We start from the raw sequence: 20,299 nt of genomic DNA on the forward strand, positions 1-20,299 counted from the left end.
CGGGGCCGCGGAACCCCGCGGTCAGGTCATTGTCGCGCCGAGGCGCCGCCGCGCAGGCGGGACTCGATGGCCTCGATGATCCGTGGCCGCAGTTCCGCGGCACGGATGACCGCGTCCACGGAGCCGACCTCGACGGCGCGCTCGATGTTGTGCACGCGATCGAACTCCGTGGCCACCTCGCCGAGCTTCTCCGCGCGGACCGACGAGCGCAGCTCGTCGAGTTCCGCGGTCAACGCGGCGCGCTCGGTGCCGGTCGCGGCCGCGGCGCGCGCCTCCAGGTCACGCACGCGCGGGTCGGCCGCCGTGCGGGCGTTCACGTCGCCGGCGAACACCACCGCGGCGGCGGGCGCGCCGCCGAGCACCGAGGCGAACGAGCCCTCCAGCGCGAGCACCGTCATGTTCGGGTTCAGCGCCTTCGAGAACACCACGAACGCGCCGCCGTGGTAGCGCGAGATCACGCAGAAGACGATGGGCCCGCGGAAGTTCACGATCGCCCGGCCGATCTCGGCGCCGTACTCCAACTGCAGCTTGCGCATCGACTCCGGCGAGCCGTCGAAGCCCGACAGGTTCGCCAGCACCACCAGCGGCCGGTTGCCGCTGGCCGCGTTGATCGCCCGCGCGGCCTTCTTCGACGAGCGCGGGAAGAGCGTGCCCGCCGTGTAGGTGTCCGGACCGTCGGTGGGCGGGAAGCCGCGCCGCGGCACCGCGCGCGACTCGATGCCGACCAGGCTCACCGGGATACCGCCGAGGTGGATGTCCTGCACCACCGCGGTCTCCGCGTCGGCCATGCCCGCCCAGCGTTCGAGCACCGGGTGGTCCTGGTCGGCGAGGGCGCGCATCACCGTCCGGATGTCGAACGGCTTCTTGCGGTCCGGGTTGGCCTCGGCGGAGAAGATCTCCCCGACCGTGCTGAACACGCTGCCCGGCACGTCGTGGGGGAACGCGGAGATGTCGCGGTCGACGGGGTCGCTGGTGGTCGCCCGCCGTGGCGCGTCCTCGCCGGGCGCGACGTACGTGTGGTCGTAGTGCGACATCATCACGTCCCGCGCGGCGGTCAGGTTCGGCGCCCAGTACTGCGCCTGCCCGTTCGGCCCCATCACCCGGTCGTAGCCGCCGATGCCGAAGTTGTCCTCGGCCGAGACGCCACCGGAGAAGTCGAGCGACTGCTTACCGGTGAGCACCATCGCCGAGTCCGGCGTCATCACCAGGATGCCCCTGGTGTGCATGAGCATCGTGGCCTCGGCGTTCCAGTACGGCTGGGCGCCGACGTTGATGCCCGCGACGACGATGTTGATCTCGCCGCCGGCCTGGGTGAACTCGACGATCCGCTTGAGCGCCGCGGCCACCCAGTCCATGTTCTCCGTGCCCGAGGTCATCGAGATCCTGGCCCCGGCCGACAACGCCCACCACTCCAGCGGCACCTGCATCCGCTCCGCCAGGTCCAGTGCGGCGATCACCCGCCGGCACTCCGGCTCCGACAGGGCGCCCAGCGACTTCGTCGGGTCGCCGAGCAGCACGACCCGGGTCACGCCCTGCGGATGCCGCTCGGTCGGCGTGGTGAGCACCCCGGCGACGATCGCGGCGCTGTTGCGCCCCCTCGGCCGGTCCACCGGCACCAGCGCGTGGTCGTCGTCGAGGTCGTGCTCGACGAAGTCACCGAGCCGGCCGGTCAGCTCGTACGGGTACACCGTGTTTCGGCTGCTGGCCCGCAGCACCTTCAGCCGGTAGTCGTCGAGCGGCTCGACCGGTTCCACCGGCGGGGCGCCGATGGTCATCAGCTCGGCGCCGCCCGCGGCGTCGAAGGAGATCCGCAGTGCGATCTTGGTCAGCTCGCCGGTCCGGCGGTCGCGCTGGCGGGCGATGAACAGGATCTCCTCCAGCCCGGCGCCCGCCGTCGTCGGGCGTACCCGCCCGGCGATCATCTGCATCTCCTCCGGGGTCAGCTCGCTCGGCGGCCAGACGTAGATCACGATGCGGTTGGTGTTGAAGCGCGTCTTCGACGGCCGCCGCGACTGGGCGCGGCGGATCGAGTCGAGGCAGGCGGCGATGGCGTCCTCGGTGGTCGGCAGCGCGACCAGCCGGCCGTCCTGCTCCCGCAGCTCGGTCAGGTCACGCACCTGCGCGAACGCGACGAGGCGCTCGTCCGACCGGTTCTCCCGCGCCACGCACTGGAAGAGATAGACCTCCTCGTCCGAGGACGGCAGCCGGGTCAGGTCGAACTTGTGCAGCCGCTCCAGCTGCATCCGCTGCGCGATGTACGGGTGCAGGCCCCGGATCAGCCGGTCCTCGCTCATCCCCGCGCCCGACGGCCGGAAGGTGAAGTGGTGGTGCATCACCGCTCCGCCGCGCCCCGCGACGGTGGTGGTCAGCCGGCGGACCTGGGGCGGCAGCGGGTGCGCGGCGATGACCTCGAGCAGCGCGGCCGCCATCGCGTCGAAGTCCTCCGGCTGGTTCTCCCAGCCGAGGTAGATGTCGGCGTCGACCTCGTCCGCGCCGCCGGCCAGCTCGGCGAGCCCGCGCAGCGCGCTGCCCAGCGCGTCGAAGCTCACCGCGGCGGACATCACGCTGGAGTCCGCGCGCTCGGCGACGACGAAGGTGCAGCCCGCGACCGGGCGGGTGTGGACGCTGGTGAGTGCCTTGTTGCCGTAGTACCGGCGGGTCAGCACCTCCAGCATGACCGCGTTGTCGAGGTGGTCGCGGACCAGCCGCTGGCCGAGCAGCCGCACCAGCGGCTCGGTGCTGCGTACCATCTGCGCGATGCGCTCGGCGCGGTCCGGCGCGTCCGGGTGCGCGTCCAGGTGGCGCAGGTGCCCGCGGACCTCGGCGTAGACGCGGGCGCGGTTGCGGCGCAGCAACGGCTGGGCGAACCAGGCGAACACCACCCCACGGGCGAGGTCGGCGACCGCGGGGAACCGGACCTGCGTCGCGGCCACCAGCCGCTCCAGCGCCAGACCGGCCGGCTCGCGCAGCGTCTCGTCCGGTGGGGTCTCCCCCAGCCAGGCGCGCAGCAGCGTCGCGATGACCGTCGCGTCGGCGGACGCGCGCTGCTGGGCGAGGAAGATCCGGAACACGGCGGCTTCGAGTTCTCCGGAGCGCTCCAGGTCGGTGACACCGTAGTGCCCGAGCGCCTTGGCGAGCTTGGCCTGGAAGGCGGCCGGCAGCCCGGCCCGCTCCACGTCGAGGCTCTGCAGGTAGGTGTGGAAGTACTCGCGGGCGCTGTGCGCGTGGGCGCCGCTCTCCTCACCGGTCGGCCGGTTGCGGCTCAGCTCGGTGAGATCGGCGAACACGTCGACGAGGTCGAGCTCCGCCGCCAGCGGCCGATGTCCGTCCTCGGTGGCCGCCCGCCGCGCGGTGAGGTAGTCGTCGAGCACCCGACGGTCGTCGTGCGGGTCGACGTCGAAACCGAGCAGCAGGCCGCGCAGGTCCTCCTGACCGCGCCGGCTGCGCTGCAGCGCCGGGATCTGCTCGGGTAGGGCGGGCAGGTCCAGCTCGACGGAGACGGCGGCCGGGTTGTTCGCGGTCTCGGCGGCCTCGCCGGCGAGCGGCTCCAGCCGCAACAGCGGTGCGCCCGCCTCCACCTGGCTGCCCACGGAGACGGCGCATTCCTTGAGCCGCGCCTTGAACGGCGCCCGCAGCACCGTCTCCATCTTCATCGCTTCCAGCACCAGCACGGGGGCGCCCGCCTCGACCTCGGCGCCGACCTCCAGCGGCGTGGCGACGACCAGCGCGGGCATGGGCGAGCGGAGGACGCCACCCTCGTCCCGGCTGACCCGGTGCGTCACACCGTCCACCTCAACCAGGTGGGTCGGCCCGTGCGTGCCGGTGAGCAGGCGGTACCGCACGCCGTTGACGACGATCTGGCCGGTGTGCCGGTCGAAGCGGTCGAGCTCGACGTCGGCGGTGCGCACGGCGTCGCCCGCCTCGATGCCGACCCGGAAGCGGTGCGCGCCGACCCGCGCCACGCGCATGCGGTAGGTGATGCCGCGCAGCTTCAGGTCGAGCGGTCGGCCGCTGGCATGTTGCACCTGCGGGCGTCCGCCGGACGCCGTGGACAGCAGACGCTGCCGCTCGACGCGCTCCTCCTCCTCGTACGCCTCGATGGCAGCGGCCGCGAGCGCGACCGCGGAGTGCCGATGCGCGACGAGCCGGCCCTCGCCCCGGACGCGGTCGATCCAGCCGGTGTCCGCGCTGGCGTCGATCACCTCGGGCTGGTCGAGCAGGTCGAGCACGAAGCTCTTGTTCGTCGCGCCACCCTCGATGATCACGGTGGTGTTCTTCATCGCCCGGCGCAGCCGGCCGAGCGCCTCGTCGCGGTCACGGCCGTACGCGATGATCTTGGCGATCATCGAGTCGAAGTCCGCCGGGATGGTGTCGCCCTCGCTGACGCCGGTGTCCACCCGGATGCCCGGGCCCGCGGGCAGGTCCAGTCGCGCGATGCGACCCGGGGAGGGCGCGAAGTCGCGGTCGGGATCCTCGGCGTTCAGCCGGGCCTCGATGGCGTGCCCGCGCTCCGCCGGCGGCTCGCCTTCGAGGCGGCCACCGGAGGCCACCAGCAGCTGCGCCTTGACCAGGTCGAACCCGGTGGTGGTCTCGGTGATCGGGTGCTCGACCTGCAGGCGGGTGTTGACCTCGAGGAACGCGAACAGCTTGTCGGCGGGGCGGTAGAGGAACTCGACGGTCGCCGCGCCGCGGTAACCGACCGCGACGGCGAGCCGTTCGGCCGACGCCTTCAGCTCGGCCGCCTGCACGGCGCTGAGCACCGGCGACGCCGACTCCTCGATGACCTTCTGGTTGCGTCGCTGCACCGAGCAGTCGCGCACGCCCAGCGCCCACGCGGTGCCCTCGCCGTCGGCGATCACCTGAACCTCGACGTGCCGGGCGCCGGTGACCAGGCGCTCCAGGAACACGATGCCGCTGCCGAAGGCCCGCGCGGCCTCCTGGCTGGTGCGCAGGTAGGCGTCGGCGAGTTCAGACTCGTTCGTGACCACGCGGATGCCACGCCCGCCGCCGCCCGCGGTCGCCTTCAGCATCAGCGGGTAACCGATCTCCGCCGCCGCCGCCAGGGCGGCGTCCAGGGTCTCGACCGCGCCGCGGCTCCACGGCGCGACCGGCACGCCGACCTCCTCGGCGAGCAGCTTCGCGCCGATCTTGTCGCCGAGCTGGCGCATGGCCTCCGCGCTCGGGCCGACGAAGGTGACCCCGATCTTCTCGCACAGCTCCGCGAACGCCGGGTCCTCCGCGACGAAGCCCCAGCCGACCCACGCGGCGTCGGCCCCGGTCTCCACCAGCGCGCGCTCCAGCACCCTCAGGTCGAGGTACGGGCGCGCGGACGCGGGACCGAGGTCGTAGGCGATGTCGGCCTCGCGCACGAACGTGGCGGCGCGATCGACGTCGGTGTGCAGGGCGACGGTCTCGATCCGTGCCCCGGTCTCCGCGGCGATGTCCCGCACGGCGTGAATAAGCCGCATGGCGGCCTCACCACGATTGACGATGGCGACACGACTGAACACTCGACCGAGCCTTCCGATAGACCGACAACGCGCGCGGCGCGACACGGCAGCCGCCGACAGGGTTCACCCTTCCGGCTACCGGCGGGCAGCGCCATGTCGAAAGTTGCGGAGACTCACAGCGCGCTTTGTAGGGAACCTACAAAGCGCGGGTGGGGCACCACCTCTCCCCCCGGCGGTGGCGGCCCGCACCTTCATAGCAGTGTCACGCCGTGGCGCGTCGACACCATGCCTCACGTCGTCGGTGGCGACGCCCGCAGGAGCGTCTCTCCCGCTCACCCAGACTGTCTCCTCAGCAACACGCCGGCACGACATCTGGTGTGCGCGCTTCCCACCTCCCCCATATATAGTCCGTGACGCAACTGGTTCGGCCGGGCATCCAACCTGGCTGAGGCAAGAGGGAACCCGGTGTGAGTCCGGGACTGCCCCGCAGCGGTGAGTGGGAACGAACGCCGTCACACAGCACTGGGCGACAACCGGCATCAGCCGACCGCCCGGGAAGCGACGGTCAGTAGGAGGTCGCGATTTCTCTTCGCGGCCCTGCCCGCGAGTCCGAAGACCTGCCAGTCGCGCCGCGCCGGTCAACCGTGCGCGGCGGTCCGAGGCCGCGCGGGACGGTCGACGGCTGCGACGTGCGCCCTCGCGTGCGTCTCCGCCTGCCTGCGCGTGCTCCGGACCTCGTCGGATGCGAGCACGAGGAGCGACAGGTGACGGTCACACAGTTGGTGGCGGGCGATCCGGCGGCGGATCACGAGCTGGCCGTGCCGGGGCAGCGGCGTACCCCGATGCAGGTGCGCAAGCGCAATGGCGCGCTCGAACCGGTCGACGTGAACAAGATCGTCCGAGCCGTGGAGCGGTGGGCGGACGACCTGACCGACGTCGACCCGTTGCGGGTGGCCACGCGGACGATCAGTGGTCTCTACGACGGGGCGACGACGGCCGAGCTGGACCGGCTGTCGATCCAGACCGCGGCCGAGATGATCGGCGAGGAACCCCAGTACTCCCGGCTCGCGGCCCGGCTGCTGGCCGGCTACGTCGACAAGGAGGTACGGGGGCAGGGCATCGCCTCGTTCAGCCAGGCGATCCAGCTCGGTCACGAGCACGGGCTGATCGGTGACCAGACGGCCCAGTTCGTGTCGCTCAACGCCCGCAAGCTCGACGACGCGATCGACCCCGCGGCCGACCTGCGGTTCGAGTACTTCGGGCTGCGTACGGTCCACGACCGCTACCTGCTGCGGCACCCCACCAGCCGGTTGGTGGTGGAGACGCCGCAGTACTGGCTGCTGCGGGTCGCCTGCGGGCTGTCGCGCACCCCTGCCGAGGCGATCGGCTTCTACCGGCTGATGTCGTCGCTGGCGTACCTGCCGAGTTCCCCGACGCTGTTCAACTCCGGCACCGCGCACACGCAGATGTCGTCCTGTTTCCTGGTCGACTCGCCCCGCGACGAACTCGACTCGATCTACGACCGGTACGCGCAGGTGGCGAAGCTGTCGAAGTTCGCCGGCGGGATCGGGATCGCCTGGTCGCGGGTGCGTTCCCGGGGTGCGCTGATCCGGGGCACGAACGGTCTCTCCAACGGCATCGTGCCGTGGCTGCGCACTCTGGACGCGAGCGTGGCCGCGGTCAACCAGGGCGGCCGGCGAAAGGGGGCGGCCTGTGTCTACCTGGAGCCGTGGCACCCGGATGTCGAGGAGTTCCTCGAACTGCGCGACAACACCGGTGAGGACGCCCGGCGTACGCACAACCTGAACCTGGCGAACTGGATCCCGGACGAGTTCATGCGGCGGGTCGAGGCCGACGGGATGTGGTCGCTGTTCGACCCGGCTGAGGTGCCCGAACTGTCGGACCTGTGGGGCGACGAGTTCGACACCGCGTACCGGTCCGCCGAGGCCGCCGGCCGTTTCGTGCGCCAGGTCAAGGCCCGGGACCTGTACGGGCGGATGATGCGCACGCTGGCCCAGACCGGCAACGGGTGGATGACGTTCAAGGACCCGTCGAACCGGTTGTGCAACCAGACCGCCGAGCCGGGCAACGTGGTGCACCTGTCCAACCTCTGCACCGAGATCGTCGAGGTCTCCAGCGACGGCGAGACCGCGGTCTGCAACCTCGGTTCGGTGAACCTCGCGGCCCACCTGGCCGGCGACGACATCGACTGGGCGCGGCTGCGCGAGACCGTACGGACCGCGGTGGTCTTCCTCGACCGGGTGATCGACATCAACTACTACCCGAGCGTCGAGGCCGCGGCGAGCAACCCGCGCTGGCGGCCGGTCGGGCTAGGCCTGATGGGCCTGCAGGACGCGTTCTTCGCACTCCGGTTGCCGTTCGACTCCGAAGCGGCGAAGGAACTCTCCACCCGGATCTCGGAGGAGATCTACCTGACCGCCCTGGAGACCTCCGCCGGCCTGGCCGAACAGTTCGGTGCGCATCCGGCGTACCAGCAGACCCGGGCCGCCCGGGGCCAGCTCCAGCCCGACCTGTGGGGCGTCACCCCGACGCAGGCCGAGCGCTGGGCCGCCGTGAAGGAACGCGTCGCGACGCACGGGCTGCGTAACTCGCTGCTGGTCGCGATCGCCCCGACCGCCACCATCGCCTCCATCGCCGGCTGCTACGAGTGCATCGAGCCGCAGGTGTCCAACCTGTTCAAGCGGGAGACGCTCTCCGGCGAGTTCCTGCAGATCAACACCGCGCTGGTCCGGCAACTGAAGGACCTCGGCATGTGGACCGACGAGATCCGGACCGAGATCAGGCGGGCGGAGGGGTCGGTCCAGGGCATCGAGGCGCTACCGGCCGAGGTACGCGAGCTGTTCCGCACCGCGTGGGAGCTGCCGCAGCGGGCCCTGATCGACCTTGCCGCCGCCCGTTCCCCCTTCATCGACCAGAGCCAGTCGCTAAACCTGTTCATGAGCGCGCCGAGCATCGGCAAGCTCTCCTCGATGTACCTGTACGCGTGGAAGTCCGGGCTGAAGACCACGTACTACCTGCGTTCCCGGCCGGCCACCCGGATCCAGCAGGCCACCGTCGCGATCAGTCGCCCGGTGGTGGTCACCGACGAGGAAGCCCTCGCCTGTTCCCTGGAGAACCCCGAATCGTGCGACGCCTGCCAGTGACCCGCTCCGCCAGCCGCAACGAAAGTAAGGCATTCGGATGACCAGCACCGCGAAGACCGCCATGTTGCTCGACCCGGGGATGGACCTGACCCTGCGGCCGATGCGCTACCCGCACTTCTTCGACCGGTTCCGGGACGCGATCAAGAACACCTGGACGGTGGAGGAGGTGGATCTGCACTCCGACCTCGCCGACCTGGACCGGCTCTCGCCCGCCGAGCGGCACCTGGTCAGCCGTCTCGTGGCGTTCTTCGCCACCGGCGACACCATCGTCGCCAACAACCTGGTGCTCAACCTCTACCAGCACGTCAACTCCCCGGAGGGACGGCTCTACCTGTCCCGCCAGCTCTTCGAGGAGGCCGTGCACGTCCAGTTCTATCTGAACCTGCTCGACACCTACGTGCCGGACGAGCAGGAACGCTTCGCCGCGTTCGACGCGATCGAGAACATCCCCTCGATCCGTCGCAAGGCCGAGTTCTGCTTCCGCTGGATCGACTCGATCTTCGAACTTCGGGAGCTGAGGACCCGCGAGGACCGGCGGGCGTTCCTGCTCAACCTGATCTGCTTCGCCGCCTGCATCGAGGGGCTGTTCTTCTACGGCGCGTTCGCGTACGTCTACTTCCTGCGCTCCCGCGGTCTCCTGCACGGGCTCGCCTCCGGCACCAACTGGGTGTTCCGCGACGAGTCGATGCACATGGCGTTCGCGTTCGACGTCGTCGACACGGTACGCCAGCAGGAGCCCGACCTGTTCGACGACGAGCTGCGTCAGCAGGTACGCGAGATGCTCGCCGAGGCGGTCGAGTGCGAGGTCCAGTTCGCCGAGGACCTTCTCGAACAGGGCGTCTCCGGGCTCTCCCTGCCCGACATGCGGGAATACCTCCAGCACGTGGCCGACCGGCGGCTCGCGCAGCTCGACATCGCCCCGATCTTCGGGACGAAGAACCCGTTCGCCTTCATGGAGCTGCAGGACGTGCAGGAACTGTCCAACTTCTTCGAGCGGCGGGTGTCGGCGTACCAGGTCGGCGTGACCGGCACGGTCAGCTTCGACGACGACTTCTGACCGGCGCTGGTGGGTGGGCCGCCCGGCTCACCCACCAGCACCGCCCGCTCGGCCTCGCGCCGGGGCTGACCGGTAGGCGTTCAGCGGATGGGGCTGCTCGTCCCACCTGCCGCGTCGGCGGGACCGCCGTCCTCGAACTCGTACGTGGTCGTCAGGCCCTCGGGCAGGTCCGGGACCAGGGCGTTGGTGCCGTCGACCACCTGGACGTAACGCTTTCCCTGGAAGATCGAGTAGCTGCCGTCGGCCACCTGATCGATCTTGAAGAGCTGCGCCTGCACGCTCCGGTCGCACACCCGGCCACGGACACTTCCCGGCGCGGTGTCGTGCACGACCGTCATGCAGAGCTGACCGGCGACGTGCGGCGTGGCCAGGACGATCCGGAACCCGCCGTCCTCGGGGCGCAGGATCCACAATGCCCGGTCGTCGACCCCCGGCTCGGTGCTGGCCCGCACCCGGTCGTCGTCCCGACCGATCGCCAGCGGGGCCCCGCTCAGGCCCGGCACCACGATCCGGACCTGCCGCCGGCCGTCGAGGATCTCCTGCGGCCCCGCCGAGGCGGTCGCGGACGGGACGACCGACGGCGAAGCCTCGACGGCCGGGGCCACCTCCCGCTCCGGCGTCTCGAAGCGGTCCCGCGCCTGGGCCAGGGTGACGCCCCCGGTCACCAGCAGCACGGCCAGCCCCGCGCCGGCGACGGACACCCGCCGCCGGCGGCGCTCGTCGCTGCGGCGCCGCACGGTCTGCGCCGGAGGGAGCCTCGTGGCGTGCCGGACCAGGTCGGCGATGGCCTTGAGGTCGTCATCCGGGTCAGCCATGAGTGGTCCCCTCCTGGTGTGCCTCGCCCAGCATCCGGGCCATCGCGCTGCGACCGCGGGCGAGGTGGGTCTTGACGGTCCCGACCGGCGCCTGCATCTCGGCTGCCACCTCGGCGACGCTGAGGTCGTTCAGGTGGTGCAGCACCACGGCGCGGCGCTGGTTGGCGCTGAGCCGCTGCAGTGCCTGCAGGAGAGCGACGTGGTCCTCGTTGAGCCCGGGCACGCTCTGCTCGACGGCGGCCCGGCGGTGTGCGCGGACCCGGTTGAAGGTCTTGCGCCAGCTGCTCACGGCGATCCGGGAGGCGACCCGGCGGACCCACGCTTCCGGGCTGTCCGCCTCCCGCACGCTGTGCCAGCGCTGCCAGGCCCGCATGAACGCCTCGGCGACGGCGTCCTCCGCCTCGCTGCGGTTGCCGGTCAGCGCGTGGACGTGACCGACGACCCGCCCGGCGCAGGCCGCGTAGAAGGCGTCGAACTCCTCGGCGTCACGCATCTGACCTGTGTCTCCCGAAGCCTCGTCCCGTGGTCACCGCGGAATGACACTCGGGCGGGGTGCCTGGTCCTGCCGGCGCGGGTCAGGATTGTGGCCACCGTCACACCGTGAATGATCAACCCACCGACCGTGCCAGGCGTCATCGTGCCGTCCCGGGAGAGGCCCGTGGCGGAGAGGACGATGTGCGACGACGGCAACGACGCGCCCTGACGGCCGGAGTGCTCGCGACCACGCTGGTTGCGGCCGGGCTGACGGCTCCCCCGGCACAGGCGCAGGAGAGGCCGGAGGCGGCGACGGTCTCCGGGCCGCGCGGCTTCACGCTGATCACCGGGGACAGGGTGTCGCTGGACGCGGACGGCCACCCGGAGATCCAGCGGGCACCTGGTCGGGCGGGCATGCGGTTCGTGAGCAGCCGGGAAGGCGGCCATCAGTACGTGGTCCCGGTCGACGCGGTGCCGCTGCTGCACGACGGGCGGCTCGACCGGCGGCTCTTCGACCTCACCACGCTCGGCGAGTTCGGCTACGACGACCGGACGGCCGAGCTGCCGTTGCTGGTCGCGTACCCGGACAACAAGGCAGCCCAGGCGCGGTCCGCCGCCGTCGGGGGCGCCGCGCGCGTGCGGGCGGACCTGCCCGCCGCCAACGCGCTGGCCGTCCGGGCCGGCCTGCGCGACCGGGCGGCGCTCTGGGCGTCCCTCACCCGGGGCACCACGTCGGAGCGCACCCTCGCCGCGGGGATCACCCAGATCTGGCTGGACGGCAAGCGCAAGGTCTCCCTGGAGCGCAGCGTGCCGCAGATCGGCGCTCCGGCGGCCTGGCAGGCCGGCTTCGACGGCACCGGCGTCACGGTCGGCGTGCTGGACACCGGGATCGACGCCAGCCACCCCGACTTCGCGGGGCAGCTCGCGGCGATCCGCGACTTCACCGGCGGCGACGACCCGGGCGACGCGGTCGGCCACGGCACCCACGTGGCGTCGACCATCGTGGGCAGCGGCGCCGCCTCCGCCGGCAGGTACCGCGGCGTGGCACCGGGCGCGAAGCTGGTCGTCGGCAAGGTCTGCGCCACCAACGACTGCCAGGACTCGGACATCATCGCCGGCCTGCAGTGGGCCGCGCCGCAGGCCAAGGTGGTCAATGTGAGCCTCGGCGGCACGGACACGCCGGCTCTCGACCCGTTGGAGACCGCGATCCAGGACCTGAGTCACCGGTACGGCACGCTCTTCGTGGTCGCCGCCGGCAACGAGGGCAAGCCGAAGTCGGTCATGTCGCCGGCCTCCGCGGACGACGCCCTCGCCGTCGCCGCCGTCGACGCCGACGACCAGCGGGCGTACTTCTCCGCCCGGGGCCCCCGGATCGGCGACAACCACATCAAGCCCGAGATCAGCGCGCCCGGCGTCGACATCGTGGCGGGCGCCCCCGGCGGCGGCTACGCCTCCATGTCGGGCACGTCGATGGCGACTCCGCACGTGGCGGGTTCGGCCGCCATCCTCGCCGGGCAGCACCCGGACTGGTCCGGCCCTCAGCTCAAGGCCGCGCTGATGGACTCGGCAAAGCCGGCCGGTGACGACAGCCTCTACGAGCAGGGCGCGGGCCGGGTGGACGTCGCCCGCGCGGTCGCCCAGCCGATCGCCGCCGACGTCGCCGCGGTCGACTTCCCGGTCCAGCGGTGGCCGCACGCCGATGACACCCCGGTCTCCCAGGTCGTCGGCTACCGCAACACCGGCACCGCGCCGGTCACCCTGTCCCTGGCCGTCGCCCCGGCGCCGGCCGGCATGATCACCGTCAGCCCGGCCACCCTGCTGGTGCCGGCCGGTGGCCGGGCCGAGGCGACGATCACCGTGGACACCCGCGTCGACGCCCCCGACGGCCTCTACCAGGGCGCGCTGACCGCGACCGGCGCCGGGGACCTGCGGGTACGGACACCGTTCGCGCTCAACCGTGAGATCGAGAGCTATGACGTCCGGCTCGACCACACCGGGCGCGACGGCCGGCCGGCCACGGCGTACGAGACCGTGGCGGCGAACCTGGCCACCGGCGAGTTCAGCACCCTCTCCGGGGTGCCGGGCGGCGGCACGCTCCGGCTGCCCAAGGGCCGGTACGCGTTGTACGGCACCATCCACGAGGGCACCGTGTCGACCCTGCTCGCGCAGCCGGTCCTGGACGTGCGCGGCCCGCTCACCGAGGCGCTCGACGCCCGCACGGCGCGGCCGGTCTCGCTGACCGTGCCCCAGCGGGACGCCGCACCGGTCTCGATCAATCTGAGTGCGAACTGGGACGACGGCTTGCGCTACCCCGGCGTGCAGCTCAGCGGGGCATCGTTCGCGGACGTCTTCTTCGGGCGGATCGGGCCGGCCGTCGCGGCCCCCGAGTTCACCGTGACGCTGGGCATCGGCCTCGCCCGCCCCGGCCGGGACGGGACGTTCCGGAACAGCCCCTACACGTACGACCTCGCGTACGTCCGTCGGGGCGACATGTTCACGGGGCTGACCAGGAAGCTGTCACCGAAGAACCTCGCCACCGTCAAGACGACCTACCGGAGCCAGTCCAGCACCGCGACCGCCGTCCGCTCCCATCGCGCGGCCTCCCCCGGCGGCCCGGGCCCGATCGGCACGAGCACGTCGTTCGACCTGCCGTTCCGCGCCACCGAGTACTACAACACCGACGGCGGCATCGTCTGGACGTCGACCTTCGTCGAGGGCGACAATCTCACCACGCAGGAGGACACCTACCAGCCGGGTCGCACCTACACCCGGACCTGGAACGTCGCGCCCTTCGGACCCACCGTGGGCCGGGCGCCGGCCTGGTCGCCGACGGCGTACGTCGGCCGCGACGGCGACACCATCTCGATCGCGTCGCCGCCCCTGTTCGGCGACGCGAACGGCCGCCCCGCCAGCCGCGACGACCTGCAGGTCCACTACCGGTTGTCGCGCAACGGCACGGAGATCGGCACCGCCGACGGCTCGTACGCGGAGTTCTCGGTGCCCGCCGCCAAGGCCGCGTACCGGCTGGAGGCGACCGTCACCCGCGGCGCTCCGGACGCCCTGTCGACGTCGGTCTCGGTGGCCTGGGCCTTCATCTCGGCGCACACGTCGACACCGGAGCCGTTGCCCCTGACGACGGCCCGGCCGACGCCCGCGCTCGACGACACCAACGCGGCGCGGGCGGGCACGATCATGAAGATCCCGGTAATGCTGGACCGGCAGGCCGGTTCGACAGCCGCGCCGAGCCGGACGCTCGGCGTCGCGGCGTCGTTCGACGACGGCAGGACGTGGGTCACCCTGCCGGTCTTCCGGGGTGTCGCCGTCATCGTCCACCCACGGCGGCCCGGCTTCGTGTCACTGCGTCTGACCGCCTCCGACACCGCCGGCAACACGGTGACCCAGACGATCCAGCGGGCGTACCGGATCGCCTGACCACTGCGACGTCCGGGGTGGCGGCCGAACGCCGCCCCGGACCGTCCGGCGCTGTGGTCAGCGGGACAGGGCCTTCTCCAGTTCTGCCTTGGACATGGATGAGCGGCCCTTGATGCCGCGCTTCTTCGCCTCGTTGTAGAGCTGCTCCTTGGTACGTCCCTGCGCCCCGCTGTGTGAGCGCTTGCCACCGCGATGCCCGGACGAGACGTCATTGACCGAGGAGCGGCTCGCGGTACGGGACTCGCCCGAGCGGGCCCGCTCCTTGTTGACGGTCCGGGCGGCGATCTCCTCGGCCCGGTCGGTGGAGGCGCCGCGTTTCTTCGCGCTCGCCTTGATGTGCTCGTACTGCCGCTCTCGCTTGGGGCTGGACCCTGCTGGCATCGGTTGCCTCCCGGGTGACTCGAAGGGACGGAACCGGCGACCCGTCCAACGGCACCATCGGCCAGGTCGTCAGCGCTGACGCGACCAGCGAAAAGATGCCCCACGTATCCAGCCGTAAAACACGTCGCTCGAACGGCGTCAGCCGGCGGGGTCGAGCCTCGGCGCAGTCGGAGGACGGAGAAGGTGATCACGGCACAGCCGACGCACCGTCGCCGCGAACTCCTGATTGCCGCGCCCCCAGCCCTGGTCCCACTCGTCGGCCAGCAGGTGCAGGTCGATGAACGGGCTGCGCCAGACCTCCTCCAGGTCCAGCTGCCACGACACGAACGCCGACGTCTGCTCGCTGACGGTCCGCTCATCGACCGCACCGTCGAGCAGTCGTTGCGCCAGCGCGGCAAACCACGCGTCGGAGGCCTCGGCCGCGCTGGGAATGGGTACGCCGACCTCGGCGAGCGCTGCGGGCAGCAACTCGCCGATCAGCGGCGGGTTTGTGCCGTCGAGACCGGCCAGCTCCCGCAGCGTCGGCCCGTCGTGCCCGTCCGCGAGCCAGTCCGCCGCGCACCACGGCACCCGCTCGACATCGGCGCTGCCCAGGGCGTATTCGACGGCGACGAGGTCGGGCGACTTACCCACCGGTGGCTGCCTGTGCGCGCAGTATCGCGTGGGTCTGCATGAGCGCGAAGCCGAGCAGGTTCAACCCGCGCCACCGTGCGGGATCGACGGCGTCCGGGTGGCCGACGGCCAGACCGATGCCCCACACCCGGTCGAGCGGGCTGGCCTCCACGAGCACCCGCTCCCCGGTGTCGAACAGATACCCGCGTAGCTCCCGGTGCTGGCCGAACTTCGCCAGGTTGCCCGCCATCACGATGTCGTAGCGGTGCTGCTCCCACACCTGCTCGTCGAAACCCGTGATCTGCCGGCCGAGCGTCTTCGCCGCGTGCGGGTGCACCACCGTCAGGATCCTGGCGGCTGTCGCCTCGTCGCCGAACAAGATGGCTTTGCGCCACATCATGTAATGCTCGGCGGTCGCGAACTCTAGCCCGTCGACGCTGAACGGCGCCGGCCACCACTGGCTCAGGCAACCAGCCCCGATGCCGCCGTCGCGCTGCGGCTGGTGGCCCCAGAAGAACAAAAACTTCACCCTGGAGCCGGCACGCATCGCGTCGGTCAGTTCGGCGACGCTGCGCACGGACGCGACCATGCGGGCCAGTCTGCCGCACCGCCGGCCCGAGACGCATCGCCAATACCGCTGACGCCGGCGTCGGGGCTTAGCTCCCCGCGTCGGACGACTCGGGCGGTGGCAGCGGCAACTCGACGGCGGCCACCGGCCCGACCGGCACGTCGGAGTGCGCCGGCGGCAGCTTGTCGGCGCGAGGCGAGCGACTGTGCACCCAACCCCGGCCGGTCGGGTCCGACCGCCTGCTCACCTCGCAGGTCACCATCCGGATCGGCGTCGGCGGCGCGGTCAACCGGCCGGCACCCCAGCGCACCCAGAACGCGATCCGCCCCGCGTCTGCTTCGGCGAGCAGCTTCTCCCAGGTGCGGCGGCGCGTACTGTGATCGATTTCGACGACGACCGGCGGCCCGTCCGGGCGGGCACAGGCCACGTCGAGCACCGACTGCTGTGCGGACATCGGCGGCGGCAGCGGCAGCACGCTGGGTGCCCGCCGGTAGACCCGCCAGCCCTGCTCTCCCGCCCACTCGACTACGGCGTCGATCAGCCGGGCGGTCACCTGGTCGGTGGTCAGGTCGGTGAAGGTGACCGCGTCGAGTCGGTCAGCCAGCGACTCCGCCAACCGTTCCCCGTCCTCACCGACCACCACCGCCGCAGGGTAACCGCGCCACTGGCCGTCCCCACCAGCGGGGCAGCGCCCCTCCCGGGCTCCCGGAACGCGACCTCGACGGACTACCGGGGTTGTCGGTGACCTCGCCGCCCCGGCCTCCCGGACGTCCCTGACAGCGTCCTCGCCATCGCCATCGGTGTGATGCTTCCGGTTCCACCGGCCTATCGATGGTTCTGGTGGAACGATGGTAGGCGTGGGAACTGCGAAAACTGCCATGCCTGCTATTTCGCCGCTGGCCGGCGAGCCGATCAAGCGCGCCGATGCCGAGCGGCTCGCGGGGGTGCTGAAGGCATTCGCCGATCCGGCCCGGCTGCGGCTGCTCAGCCTGATCCAGGCCGCTCCGGAGGGCGAAGCGTCCGTGACCGACCTCACCGCGCCGCTGAATCTCTCCCAGCCGACCGTGAGCCATCACCTTCGGATCCTCACCGAAGCCGGCCTGCTCGAGCGCGAGAAGCGCGGCGTCTGGGCGTACTACCGCCTGGTGCCGGACGCGATCGCGGCGATAGCCGATCTCTTGACGCCGCCCCGCAAACGAGCGACGAAGAAGACCCGCTGAGCGGCACCTCGAGGACCGCGCCGCCGTAGCGGGTCGGCACGGTGGATCCGGTCGCCAGCACCGCTCGCCTCGCGGCGTCCTGTCCGCGTGCCGGCGAGCGCTTTTCGCGTGCCCGGTGTCACCCACGTCGGCCGACCCGCCCGCCGTCCAGCGGTGGCCGCACCGCCGACTGTTTCCACCTACCCCGCCCCGACCTTCGGCAGCGGGGCCTCAGCGCGCCAGCGGTTCACGACGCCCTACCCACCCGCTGACCAACCTCGCTCCCCCGCCTGTCGAGCCAGGTCCACAACTGGGCCGCAGCCGCACGGCCGTCCGCACGCCCGGCGGCGCTCGACGCTGGGCCACACCCATCGCCGGGGCGGGAACCACCGGCGTCACTCCAGCGCACGTACCGGATCGCCGGAGCCATCGACACACCCTGGCGACTGACGGTCCCCGCGGCGCGTTTCCGCCAGACCAGCGATGGCCCCGGGCCGGACGACCGACGGTTGCGCGGGCCGCTCCGCCGCGGGTGCAGGGACATTCGTCCTACGGATCAGGTGACATCTCAGCCTGCCGCGTACCCCGGCCGCCGCCGTAGCGTCGGGGACGCAAGAAGCGGGATCGGCAGGCAGAGACAGTGACCCGGACCAGCTCTGCGGATCAAGCGGTGGAGCACCGGTCGGACAGGAAGAGGCGAAGGGCCATGACACAGACAACGAGAATCGCCGATCACGCGGCAGAACACGGCCGGAGCCTGCGCGGCGGGGTGACGCTGGTCGCCGCGTCCGCCGTCGCGCTAGCGGTCTGGGCGATCACTGTGCCGGTCGCCGGGCTGGACCTGACGGTAGGGTCCGGCCCCACGGCGCAGACGGTCGGCCCGGCGGCGGTCGCCGTCGTGCCGCTGCTGGTGGGCGGCGCGGCGTGGGGGCTGTTGGCGTTCCTTGCTCGATCGTTCCGCAACGGCCTGCGTGCCTGGCGGATCACCGCCTGGGTGGTCTTGGCGTTGTCCCTGCTCGGGCCGGCCTCCTCCGGCGCCTCGGGCGCGGTGCTCGCGAGCCTGTCGGCCATGCACATCGCCGTGGGAACAGTGCTCATCTTCGGCCTCGCGCCGACCCCGACCGGTCGGATGCGGTCCCGTTGAGTGTGGACGCGTCGATGAGGACGCACGACGAGACCCTTGACTGCGTCCGGATCGAGCCGGCCTTCGCGTGGGTCGCACGCCATCCCGGCCCGTGGTTCGCGCTCATCTGGGCGCCGGTGCTCCTGCTCGCGCCGGTCGTCGATTCGCTGGCCGACAGGCAGGTCCTCCGGACGGCCCACCTGCTACTCCTCGGCGCGGTCTACGCCCTCACGGTGCGGCTGCCGTTCCGGGCGGGCCTGCGCGGCAGACGCACCCCGGAGGTCGCCCTGCTGGTCCTCACCGTCCTGTGCACCGCGTACCTCGTGGTGTGGCGCACCGACCGGGAGTTCGTCTTCCCGCTGCTCGCGATCGCCGCGGCCGTCGCCGTGCGGCAGCGGGGGGCGCTGGGCATGATCGCCTCGCTGACGATCAGCGGCGCCGTCGCCGCCGGGCTGGAGAGCGGCTCCCTCGACGTGGCCCTCTTCCTGGGCTTCTCGACGTTCTTCGCCGGAGTGGGGACGTACCTGGTGCAGTACCTCGTGGGCGTCGTCGGCGAGCTCACCCGCACCCGGGAGCAGCTGGCGCGGGTCGCCGTCTCCGAGGAGCGGCTACGGTTCTCCCGGGACCTGCACGACCTGCTCGGGCACACCCTGTCGGTGGTGGTGATCAAGGCCGAAGCGATCAGGCGCCTCCTCGGGCGGGATCCCGAGGCGGCCACCGAGCACGCGCGGAACATCGAGACCATCGGCCGGCAGGCCCTCACGGAGGTGCGCGAGGCCGTGACCGGCTACCGCTCGGTGCGCCTGCGCGAGGAGCTCGCCAACGCCAGCACGGCGCTGTCGGCCGCCGACATCCGGGTCGCCGTCACGCCGCCGGTGGTCGAACTCGACGCCCAGGTCGACTCGTTGCTCGGCTGGGTCGTCCGCGAAGGCGCCACGAACGTGCTGCGGCACGCCGGGGCCACCAGCTGCCACATCACGGTGACGTCCGACGGGGAGCACGCGAGCGTGGAGGTCGTCGACGACGGGCGTGGCCGCGCGGCAACCGACGGGAGTGGCCTACGCGGCCTGCGGGAACGCGTCGAGGACCTGGGCGGCGAGCTCACCGCGACCGCGACGCCGTCCGGGTTCCGCCTGGCGGCCTCCGTACCCGCACAGGCACGGTCGGGGCGACGCTGATGCCCACGACGATCCTCATCGCGGAGGACCAGGCGATGTTGCGCTCGGCCATCGCCACCCTGCTCGACCTCGAGGAGGACCTGACGGTGGTGGCGAGCGTCGGGCGCGGTGACGAGGTGCTGGCTGCCGCCCGGGACACCCGTCCGGACGTGGTGCTGCTCGACATCGAATTGCCCGGCCGCAGCGGCCTGGATCTCGTCGGCGACGTGGCGCGGGCGCTGCCGGGCTGCGCGGTCATCGTGGTGACGACGTTCGGCCGTCCCGGCTACCTGCGGCGCGCCATGGAGGCCGGCGCGAAGGGGTTCCTGGTGAAGGACGACCCGGTCGAGGAGCTCGCCGCCTCGATCCGCCGGGTCCTCGCCGGCGAGATCGTGGTGAACCCGCTGCTGGCCGCGCAGGCGCTGAGTGCCAGTCCGAACCCGCTCAGCGAACGGGAACGGGAGGTGTTGAGCGCGTCCACCGGCGGGGCGACGATCGCTGACATCGCCGGCCGGCTGCACCTGTCGCCGAGCACAGTGCGGAACTACCTCTCGGCGGCCATCGGCAAGACCGGGACCCGCAACCGCGGCGAGGCGTTGAGCCTCGCCCGCGACCGCGGCTGGCTCTGAACGAGCAGCGGTGCGCGGCGACGCGGCTGTGCCGCGAACGGCCTGCCCGATGGTGGCATCGATCGAGGTCTTGCTCCCCGCAACGTATACAACATACGCTCCTCGAATCGAGCATCCGAGGAGCTGCCCATGACGGACCTCTCCTTCAGGGCGGTGAGCCCGCGTCCACACCATCCGCTCCGGACCGCTACCGGGCACTCCGCGGGCGCGCCCCACCACCCCACCGATCCCGCTGACC

At 71.9% G+C, this 20,299-nt stretch carries 14 protein-coding genes and 1 riboswitch; of the genes, 7 read left to right on the plus strand and 7 right to left on the minus strand.

The window, feature by feature from the left end; translation table 11 throughout:
• Window positions 1–26 precede the first annotated feature (26 nt).
• The gene (locus tag AB0C04_RS16350; RefSeq protein WP_357054518.1) at window positions 27–5,510 is read right to left on the minus strand and encodes a carboxyl transferase domain-containing protein; all 5,484 of its coding nucleotides are present in this window, start codon (window positions 5,508–5,510) and stop codon (window positions 27–29) included.
• 343 nt (window positions 5,511–5,853) lie between these two features.
• Window positions 5,854–6,090: riboswitch (cobalamin riboswitch) on the plus strand.
• Between the two features lie 202 nt (window positions 6,091–6,292).
• Between AB0C04_RS16350 and AB0C04_RS16355 the strand changes: the two genes are divergently transcribed.
• Window positions 6,293–8,614, plus strand: a complete 2,322-nt coding sequence (locus AB0C04_RS16355) for a ribonucleoside-diphosphate reductase subunit alpha (protein ID WP_357055278.1) — start codon at window positions 6,293–6,295, stop codon at window positions 8,612–8,614.
• Window positions 8,615–8,651: 37 nt separating this feature from the next.
• Window positions 8,652–9,671: a ribonucleotide-diphosphate reductase subunit beta gene (locus AB0C04_RS16360; protein ID WP_357054521.1), complete on the plus strand. Its 1,020-nt coding sequence runs from the start codon at window positions 8,652–8,654 to the stop codon at window positions 9,669–9,671.
• 80 nt (window positions 9,672–9,751) lie between these two features.
• On the opposite strand, the gene AB0C04_RS16365 is transcribed toward AB0C04_RS16360, so the two are convergent.
• The gene (locus tag AB0C04_RS16365) at window positions 9,752–10,486 is read right to left on the minus strand and encodes a hypothetical protein (protein WP_357054524.1); all 735 of its coding nucleotides are present in this window, start codon (window positions 10,484–10,486) and stop codon (window positions 9,752–9,754) included.
• Entirely contained in the window at window positions 10,479–10,979 is a 501-nt protein-coding gene (locus tag AB0C04_RS16370) for a SigE family RNA polymerase sigma factor (protein ID WP_357054527.1), read from the minus strand. Before AB0C04_RS16370 ends, AB0C04_RS16365 begins: the two co-directional genes overlap by 8 nt.
• Before the next feature lie 182 nt (window positions 10,980–11,161).
• Between AB0C04_RS16370 and AB0C04_RS16375 the strand changes: the two genes are divergently transcribed.
• A complete protein-coding gene (locus AB0C04_RS16375) occupies window positions 11,162–14,392 on the plus strand; it encodes a S8 family serine peptidase (protein WP_357054530.1) in 3,231 nt (1,076 codons plus the stop codon).
• 57 nt (window positions 14,393–14,449) lie between these two features.
• Here the strand turns inward: AB0C04_RS16375 and AB0C04_RS16380 are convergent, their stop codons facing one another.
• From AB0C04_RS16380 to AB0C04_RS16395, 4 genes are all read right to left on the minus strand, one after another.
• Window positions 14,450–14,773 (minus strand): plasmid stabilization protein, encoded by a 324-nt coding sequence (locus tag AB0C04_RS16380; protein ID WP_357054533.1) that lies wholly within the window; start codon window positions 14,771–14,773, stop codon window positions 14,450–14,452.
• A 138-nt stretch (window positions 14,774–14,911) separates the two neighbouring features.
• The gene (locus AB0C04_RS16385; RefSeq protein ID WP_357054536.1) at window positions 14,912–15,406 is read right to left on the minus strand and encodes a hypothetical protein; all 495 of its coding nucleotides are present in this window, start codon (window positions 15,404–15,406) and stop codon (window positions 14,912–14,914) included.
• Window positions 15,399–15,974: an NADAR family protein gene (locus AB0C04_RS16390; protein WP_357054539.1), complete on the minus strand. Its 576-nt coding sequence runs from the start codon at window positions 15,972–15,974 to the stop codon at window positions 15,399–15,401. Before AB0C04_RS16390 ends, AB0C04_RS16385 begins: the two co-directional genes overlap by 8 nt.
• A gap of 67 nt (window positions 15,975–16,041) precedes the next feature.
• On the minus strand, window positions 16,042–16,596 hold the full coding sequence (locus AB0C04_RS16395) for a hypothetical protein (RefSeq protein WP_357054542.1): 555 nt from the start codon (window positions 16,594–16,596) through the stop codon (window positions 16,042–16,044).
• 235 nt (window positions 16,597–16,831) lie between these two features.
• On the opposite strand from AB0C04_RS16395, the gene AB0C04_RS16400 reads away from it, so the two are divergent.
• The 4 genes from AB0C04_RS16400 (at window position 16,832) to AB0C04_RS16415 (ending at window position 20,061) form a co-directional block, all read left to right on the plus strand.
• A complete protein-coding gene (locus tag AB0C04_RS16400; RefSeq protein WP_357055281.1) occupies window positions 16,832–17,173 on the plus strand; it encodes a metalloregulator ArsR/SmtB family transcription factor in 342 nt (113 codons plus the stop codon).
• Window positions 17,174–17,858: 685 nt separating this feature from the next.
• Window positions 17,859–18,296: a DUF6069 family protein gene (locus AB0C04_RS16405; protein ID WP_357054545.1), complete on the plus strand. Its 438-nt coding sequence runs from the start codon at window positions 17,859–17,861 to the stop codon at window positions 18,294–18,296.
• 14 nt (window positions 18,297–18,310) lie between these two features.
• Entirely contained in the window at window positions 18,311–19,453 is a 1,143-nt protein-coding gene (locus AB0C04_RS16410; protein WP_357054548.1) for a sensor histidine kinase, read from the plus strand.
• Window positions 19,453–20,061, plus strand: a complete 609-nt coding sequence (locus AB0C04_RS16415; RefSeq protein ID WP_357054551.1) for a response regulator transcription factor — start codon at window positions 19,453–19,455, stop codon at window positions 20,059–20,061. The genes AB0C04_RS16410 and AB0C04_RS16415 overlap by 1 nt, the downstream gene beginning before the upstream one ends.
• Window positions 20,062–20,299 lie beyond the last annotated feature (238 nt).

The sequence above is a fragment of the Micromonospora sp. NPDC048909 genome, from assembly GCF_040649635.1.
GTDB lineage: Bacteria > Actinomycetota > Actinomycetes > Mycobacteriales > Micromonosporaceae > Micromonospora.